We start from the raw sequence: 7,554 nt of genomic DNA on the forward strand, positions 1-7,554 counted from the left end.
TGACTCGTCATTCGCCCGATTCGTGCAGATCCAGTCGCCAGTCCTGGCCCACGAGATCCTTGCCGAAGGAGCGGTGCGGTTTCTCCGCGACTAGGACGAACCCGTGCCGCTGGTAGATCCGGCGGGCTCCGCCGAGTACGTCGTTGGTCCACAGCACCAGGTCGCGGTAGCCGACCCCGCGCGCGAAGTCGATCACGGCCCGCACCAGCCGGTCGCCGATGCCGTGCCCGCGTGTCTCCGGCTCGACGAGCAGCAGCCGCAGCCGCGCGGTACCGGGTGCGTCGTCCCGTACGCACATCACACAGCCCACCGGGCGCCCTGCCTGCTCGGCGATCCACACCCGCTCCAGATGCGGGTCGTGGTCCTGCGCGAAGTCGGCGACGATCCGGGCGACCAGCCCCTCGTAGTCGGCGTTCCAGCCGTACTCGGCCGCGTACAGGGCCGCGTTGCGCTGCACGATCCAGCCGAGGTCGCCGGGGCGCGGCTCGCGCAGCACGACCTCGCCGGACCGGGCCCCGCCCTCGCCGAGGACCTCCTGGATGGTCCGCATGGCCTGCGCCAGCCGCGGCCGGTCGGCCGGGGCCACGGTGTGGAGCATGGCCCCGACCGTCTCCCGGGCCCGCTCGTCGAGCAGTGCGGCGGCCTCCCGGCCCTGCGCGGTGAGCCGCACCCGGCGCCGGCGCGGATCGCTCTGCGAGGGGGCGCGCTCGATCAGCCCGGCGTCCTCGAACTTGTTCAGGATCCGGCTCAGATACCCGGCGTCCAGGCCGAGCAGGGTGCGCAGATCGACCGCGTCCAGGTGCGGGACCTGGGCGAGTTCGTACAGCACACGGGATTCGGTGAGGGTGTACGGGGCGTAGAGATGGCGGCCGTAGTCGAGGGCGCCGATGACGCCCGTGTAGAAGCGGTTGAAGGCGCGGACGTCCTGGACGGTCATGTCGCCCCCCGGGATGTTTGACTTAGTCAGAGATACCGTCCCTCAGAGCCTAGGCTCACCGCCCGCCCGCGTCCACGGTTCGGCTCGGCGGCGTACCAAATGTGCCGGGGTGCACGGGTGTTGGCTCTCCGGACCCGGTCCGCCTTTGCCTGTTCTTTAGGCCTGGTGCGGAGTCCTGCTTTTGACTACGTCGCGACCTCGTCGTAGCTTTGATGAAGAACGCCACTTATGTCCGTTTTATAACGGACGTGGCAGTTCGCCGCGAGAGCGCTTATCGCGTGGCGGCGGGCGGCGCTCCGAACGACGCGCAGGCAAGGGAGCGCAACGGACGGCCCGAGGCCGCCCGGCAAGTCAACGACACCCTCCGGAGAGGGGCTCATCATGCGCGCAGCACACACCACCCGGATGAAGAGAGTGGCCATCGCGGTCTGCTCGGCACCGATCCTGGCCATCGCGGCCGGAGCCGGAGCGGCCCAGGCTGCCACCTCCTCTGCTCCCGCGTCCGCTCCCGCGCAGGTCGCCACGTACCACGGCGACGGCTGGGGCTGGGGCTGGGGCGGCGGCGGCTGGGGCTGGGGCTGGGGCGGCGGCTGGGGCTGGGGCTGGGGCGGCTGGGGCTGGGGCGGCGGCTGGGGCTGGGGCGGCGGCTGGGGCTGCTGACCGTCAGCACTGACCGACACCCCCTGACAAACCAAGGGTGGATCCGGGTGCCCGACCCCACGGGCACCCGGATCCATATGCCGGAACACGTAACAGAAGCGATGTTCCGGTGTGGCCGTGACAACGGAGGTAGGACCGGATGAGGATCGTTTGCGTGGGCGGAGGCCCGGCCGGGCTGTACTTCGCGATCTCCGCGAAGCTGCGGGACGCCGGTCACGAGATCACCGTGATCGAGCGGGACCCGCCGGAGGCGACGTACGGCTGGGGTGTCGTGTACTGGAACGATCTGCTGGACATCCTGCATCACAACGACCCCGAGAGCGCACGGGCGGTGAGCGCCGGTTCCGTGCTCTGGCAGGACCAGGAGATCCGTCTGCACGGCAGCCGGCACGACGGCACGGCGTACTTCGGCGGCTACGGCTACAGCATGGGCCGCGCGGCCCTGCTGGAGGTCCTCACCCGGCGCGCGAAGGCACTCGGCGTCGACGTCCGGCACGGGGAGAAGCTCGCCGACCCCGCCGACCTGCCCGAGGCCGACCTGATCGTGGCCGCCGACGGCGCGGGCAGCCGGATCCGGCAGAGCCGCGCCGAGCACTTCGGCACCCACGTGGAGACCGGCCGCAACCCCTACATCTGGCTCGGCACGGACCGGCAGTTCGACAGCTTCGTGTTCTGCTTCGAGGAGACCCCGGCCGGCTGGATCTGGTTCCACGCCTATCCGTCGTTCCACGGGATCAGCACCTGCATCGTGGAGTGCTCACCGCAGACCTGGCAGGGCCTCGGCCTCGACACGCTCGAACCCGAGGAGGCCATGCCCCTGCTGGAGAAGATCTTCCACCGCGCGCTCGACGGCCACTCCCTGATCAGCAGATCACGCGGCGAACCGGCGAAGTGGCAGCGCTTCCAGCACATCAGCAACCGGACCTGGGTCGACGGCAATGTCGTCCTGGCCGGCGACGCCGCGCACACCACCCACTTCACGCTCGGGTCCGGAACCCGGCTCGCGATGATCGACGCGATCGTACTGGCCCACAGCCTCTCCCACTTCCCGGATCCGCGGGTGGCGCTGCGCGAGTACGACCAGCACCGCCGCGCCGAGATGCACGGCGTACAGGCCGGAGCGCGCTCCAGCATGGCCTGGTTCGAGCAGCTCGACGACTACCTGGACCGCGACCCGGTCTCCTTCGCCTACGCCATGTCGGTACGCCAGGGCCACCAGACCCCCTGGCGCTACCAGGTCCACCTCGCCACCCAGATCTCCGCCGTACGCAAGGCCCGCCGGGCCTACGACACCGGCAAGCGCTGGTACCGGGACCGCAGGAGGGGCGAGGCACCGATGCCGCTGCTGGGAAGGTCACTTCCCGGCTGACCGGGGCACCCCCGAAGACCCCCGCACCATCAGCTCCCCCCGGACGGTCGCGATTCCTCCGGGGGGCGCCTCCTCCCGCCCCATGGCGATGCGCCCGGCCCTGGCCCCCGCCTCCGCGAGCGGCAACCGCACGGTCGTCAGCGCGGGCACCGCATCCACACTGAACGGCAGATCGTCGAACCCGGCGACCGACACGTCGTCCGGAATCCGCAGCCCGGAGTCCCGCAGCGCCGCACACGCCCCGAGCGCGACGGAGTCGTTCGCTGCGACCACGGCGGTCAGAGACGGATCACGGCGCAGCAGCTCCAGCGTCGCCTCGTACCCGGACTGCCGGTCGTAGCGGCCGTGCACCGTCCAGCGCGGGTCCTCCGCCGCACCCGCCGCGGCCAGCGCCTCCCGGTGGCCCTCCAGCCGGTGCCGGGTCGTCGTACGCTCCTCGGGGCCCGCAATGTAGCCGAGCCGGCGGTGGCCGAGGCCGAGCAGATGCTCGGTCAGCCGGCGTGCGCCGCCCCGGTTGTCGAAGGTGAGCGCCACGGCCTCGGTGTCCGGCGCCGGCGGCCGCCCGCACAGCACCACCCGCGTCCCGGCCTCGGCGAGCTTGCGCAGCTTCGCCGCGACCGCCGCCGCGTGCGGCGCGTCCTCCACGGCCCCGCCGGTCAGCACCACGGCAGCCGCCCGCTGCCGCTGCAGCAGGGTCAGGTAGGTCAGCTCACGCTCCGGTGAGCCGCCCGTGTTGCAGACCACCGCGAGCCGCTCACCGCCCGCCCGGCCACCCCCGACGCCCCCGATCTCGGCCTGGATCGCGCTCGCCATTATCCCGAAGAAGGGGTCGGCGATGTCGTTGACGAGGATGCCGACCAGGTCGGAGGTGGCGGCCGCGAGGGCGCTCGCCGGGCCGTTGAGGACGTAGTCCAGCTCGTCCACCGCCCGCAGCACACGCTCGCGCGTGGAGGTGGCCACCGGGTAGTTGCCGTTCAGCACGCGCGACACCGTCGCGGGTGAGACCTGGGCGCGGGCCGCCACATCCGCCAGGGTCACCGTCATCTCGTCGTCCTCCGGTCGCGCATCGTGTCGTACGCCCTCGTAGACAGCCAGGTCCTGCCGCTGGTTCCGAGAATCTGTCGAGCAGACCTTAAAGCCATGACCCCCGGTTGTTCGCCCCCTCGAACAACTCGAAGGGGACACGGTCTTGTACGGACCACCGTCCAGAGGCTAGCTTCTCACTGTAGAAAGCGCTTGCTGCCTGTGTTGACAGAGGGGACTCACGTGACACGCAAGACGGTGCGAATCGCCATGAACGGCGTGACCGGGCGCATGGGCTACCGCCAGCACCTCGTTCGGTCGATCCTCGCCCTGCGGGACCAGGGCGGCCTCGACCTCGGCGACGGCACCGTGCTGTGGCCCGAGCCGATCCTGCTGGGCCGCCGCGAGCACGCCCTGCGCGAGATCGCCGACCGCCACGGCCTCGACCATGTCTCGACGGACGTGGACGCGGTCCTCGCGGACGACAGCGTCGACATCTACTTCGACTCCCAGGTCACCTCCGCCCGCGAGGAGGCCATCAGGAAGGCGATCGCCGCCGGAAAGCACATCTACACCGAGAAACCCACGGCCACCGGCCTGGACGGCGCCCTCGAACTGGCCCGCCTCGCCCACGCCAAGGGCATCAAGCACGGCGTGGTCCAGGACAAGATCTTCCTGCCGGGCCTGCTGAAGCTGAAGCGGCTCATCGACGGCGGTTTCTTCGGCCGGATCCTCTCCGTCCGGGGCGAGTTCGGCTACTGGGTGTTCGAGGGCGACTGGCAGCCCGCCCAGCGCCCCTCCTGGAACTACCGCGCCGAGGAGGGCGGTGGCATCGTCGTCGACATGTTCCCGCACTGGGAATACGTCCTGCACGAGCTGTTCGGCCGCGTGAAGTCCGTCCAGGCCCTCGCCACCACCCACATCCCGCAGCGCTGGGACGAACAGGACAAGCCCTACGCCGCCACCGCCGACGACGCCGCCTACGGCATCTTCGAGCTGGAGGGCGGCGCGATCGCCCAGATCAACTCCTCCTGGGCCGTGCGCGTCAACCGCGACGAACTGGTCGAGTTCCAGGTCGACGGCACCGAGGGCTCGGCGGTGGCGGGACTCAGGAACTGCCGGGTGCAGCACCGGTCGGCGACCCCCAAGCCGGTCTGGAACCCGGACATCCCAGCCACCGAGGTCTTCCGCGACCAGTGGCAGGAAGTCCCGGACAACGGGGAATTCGACAACGGCTTCAAGGCCCAGTGGGAGCTGTTCCTCAAGCACGTCTACGCCGACGCGCCGTACCACTGGGACCTGGCGGCCGGCGCCCGTGGCGTCCAACTCGCCGAGCTGGGCCTGAAGTCCTCCACCGAGGGCCGCCGGATCGACGTACCGGAGATCGCGCTGTGACCATCCGACTTCCCGACGCCCAGGGCGGGTTGCGGGCGTACGAGCCCCGCACCGAGCCGCCGGCGATCACGCCGGGCACCCCCTTCACCTCCCGTACGGTGTTCTCGGCGGCGCACGTCGTGGCCGACCCGTACGCGGACGTGTCTCCCGACTCGCCCGCCGCCGTCGACTGGGACGCCACCCTCGCCTTCCGCCGCCACCTGTGGTCCCACGGACTCGGCGTCGCCGAGGCGATGGACACCGCCCAGCGCGGGATGGGCCTGGACTGGGCGGGCGCGGCCGAGCTGATCCGCCGGTCGGCGGCGGAGGCTCGCGGCGTGGGCGGCCTGATCGCCTGCGGGGTCGGCACCGACCAGGTCACGGGCGGTTCCCCGGCGGAGATCCGCACGGCCTACGAGGAACAGCTCGCGGTCGTCGAGGAGTCGGGTGCCCAGCCGATCCTGATGGCGTCGCGGGCCTTGGCCGCTGCGGCTTCCGGGCCCGAGGACTACCTGGAGATCTACGGCCATCTCCTGCGCCAGTCCGCCGAGCCGGTGATCCTGCACTGGCTGGGCCCGATGTTCGACCCGGCGCTGGAGGGTTACTGGGGTGCGGCCGACCTGGACACGGCGACGGAGACGTTCCTTGAGGTCATCGCCGCCCATCCGGACAAGGTGGACGGCATCAAGGTGTCGTTGCTGGACGCCGAGCGGGAGATCGACCTGCGCCGCCGCCTGCCCCGCGGCGTCCGCTGCTACACCGGCGACGACTTCGACTACCCCGAGCTGATCGCGGGCGACGACCAGGGCTTCAGCCACGCCCTGCTCGGCATCTTCGACCCGCTGGGCCCGCTGGCGGCCGAGGCGGTACGGGTCCTGGACACGGGCGACACGGCAGGCTTCCGGGGCCTGCTGGACCCCACGGTCGAGCTGTCCCGCCACCTCTTCCAGACCCCGACCCGCTTCTACAAGACGGGCGTGGTCTTCCTGGCCTGGCTCGCGGGCCACCAGTCCCACTTCACGATGGTCGGCGGCCTCCAGTCGGCCCGCTCCCTCCCGCACCTGGCCCGCGCCTACGAACTCGCCGACGGCCTGGGCCTGTTCCCGGACCCCGAGCTCGCCGAGGAACGGATGAAGAACCTGCTGTCGCTGTACGGGGTGGCCCCATGACCGATCTGGCGCGTTTCAGCATCAACCAGATGACGGTGAAGCAGCTGTCATTGCCGGAACTGGCGGACGCCTGCGGCCGGTTGGGAATCACTCAGCTGGGTCTGTGGCGGGGGCCGGTCCAGGAGTACGGCGTCGAGGCGACGGCGAAACTGATCCGCGAGGCGGGCCTGACGGTGACGACCCTGTGCCGGGGCGGCTTCTTCACGGCGATCGACCCGGAGGAGCGTTCCCGCGCCCTGGACGACAACCGGCGCGCGATCGAGGAGGCGGCCACCCTCGGCACCGACACCCTGGTCCTGGTCTCCGGCGGCCTCCCGCCCGGCGGCAAGGACCTGCGGGCGGCCCGCGAACGCATCGCCGACGCTCTCGCCGACCTCGCGCCCTACGCCGAGGACCACGGCGTCCGCCTGGCCGTCGAGCCCCTGCACCCCATGTACGCCGCCGACCGCTGCGTGGTGTCTACGCTGGCCCAGGCCCTGGACCTGGCCGAGCGCTTTCCCGCGCACCAGGTCGGGGTGACGGTGGACACGTACCACATCTGGTGGGACGACCAGGCCCCGGCGCAGATCGCGAGAGCGGGCGCGGGTGGCCGTATCCACACCTTCCAACTCGCCGACTGGATCACCCCGTTGCCCGAGGGTGTCCTCAACGGCCGGGGCCAGATCGGCGACGGCGCGATCGACATGCGCGAGTGGCGGGGGTATGTGGAGGCCGCCGGCTACACCGGCCCGATCGAGGTCGAACTCTTCAACGAGGAGCTGTGGGCCCGGGACGGCCGGGAGGTGCTGGCGGAGACGGCGGAGCGGTTCGTGAAACACGTGCACAAAAAATCTTGAACATGTGCGCAACCCTTCCCGCGTTCAGAGTGTCGTACCTGTCATCAGAACCCGGGAGGGGACCCGGGGGGGGATTCACGGGGTTCTGATACGGAGGGGAAAGCCGAGGGGGCGGCGCCGGTCGACGCCGAAGGCCCCGCCGCCCGCCCTGGGGAAGGGAGGGTGCCGGGGCCTTCGGATCAAGCT

General features: G+C 71.0%; 7 protein-coding genes. 5 read left to right on the plus strand and 2 right to left on the minus strand.

Annotation, left to right across the window (positions count from 1 at the left end; translation table 11 throughout):
* Positions 1 to 7: 7 nt before the first annotated feature.
* A complete protein-coding gene (locus tag AB0M27_RS09545) occupies positions 8 to 937 on the minus strand; it encodes a bifunctional helix-turn-helix transcriptional regulator/GNAT family N-acetyltransferase (RefSeq protein ID WP_365719662.1) in 930 nt (309 codons plus the stop codon).
* Positions 938 to 1,318: 381 nt separating this feature from the next.
* Here AB0M27_RS09545 and AB0M27_RS09550 point away from each other — a divergent pair, with 381 nt between their 5' ends.
* Both AB0M27_RS09550 and AB0M27_RS09555 read left to right on the plus strand, forming a co-directional pair.
* Positions 1,319 to 1,597, plus strand: coding sequence for a hypothetical protein (locus AB0M27_RS09550; protein ID WP_365719664.1), 279 nt, complete (start codon positions 1,319 to 1,321; stop codon positions 1,595 to 1,597).
* A 154-nt stretch (positions 1,598 to 1,751) separates the two neighbouring features.
* Positions 1,752 to 2,966 (plus strand): FAD-dependent monooxygenase, encoded by a 1,215-nt coding sequence (locus AB0M27_RS09555; RefSeq protein ID WP_365719666.1) that lies wholly within the window; start codon positions 1,752 to 1,754, stop codon positions 2,964 to 2,966.
* Here AB0M27_RS09555 and AB0M27_RS09560 read toward each other — a convergent pair.
* Positions 2,952 to 4,010 (minus strand): LacI family DNA-binding transcriptional regulator, encoded by a 1,059-nt coding sequence (locus tag AB0M27_RS09560; protein ID WP_365719668.1) that lies wholly within the window; start codon positions 4,008 to 4,010, stop codon positions 2,952 to 2,954. The two genes, AB0M27_RS09555 and AB0M27_RS09560, sit on opposite strands and share 15 nt — an antisense overlap.
* Positions 4,011 to 4,232: 222 nt before the next feature.
* Between AB0M27_RS09560 and AB0M27_RS09565 the strand changes: the two genes are divergently transcribed.
* From AB0M27_RS09565 to AB0M27_RS09575, 3 genes are read left to right on the plus strand one after another with little or no spacing between them, the layout of a single operon-like run.
* On the plus strand, positions 4,233 to 5,384 hold the full coding sequence (locus tag AB0M27_RS09565) for a Gfo/Idh/MocA family oxidoreductase (RefSeq protein WP_365719670.1): 1,152 nt from the start codon (positions 4,233 to 4,235) through the stop codon (positions 5,382 to 5,384).
* A complete protein-coding gene (locus AB0M27_RS09570; protein ID WP_365719672.1) occupies positions 5,381 to 6,532 on the plus strand; it encodes a dihydrodipicolinate synthase family protein in 1,152 nt (383 codons plus the stop codon). The genes AB0M27_RS09565 and AB0M27_RS09570 overlap by 4 nt, the downstream gene beginning before the upstream one ends.
* Positions 6,529 to 7,368, plus strand: a complete 840-nt coding sequence (locus AB0M27_RS09575; RefSeq protein ID WP_365719674.1) for a sugar phosphate isomerase/epimerase family protein — start codon at positions 6,529 to 6,531, stop codon at positions 7,366 to 7,368. Before AB0M27_RS09570 ends, AB0M27_RS09575 begins: the two co-directional genes overlap by 4 nt.
* The last annotated feature ends 186 nt before the right edge of the window (positions 7,369 to 7,554 follow it).

This window comes from Streptomyces sp. NPDC052107 (assembly GCF_040680215.1).
GTDB lineage: Bacteria > Actinomycetota > Actinomycetes > Streptomycetales > Streptomycetaceae > Streptomyces.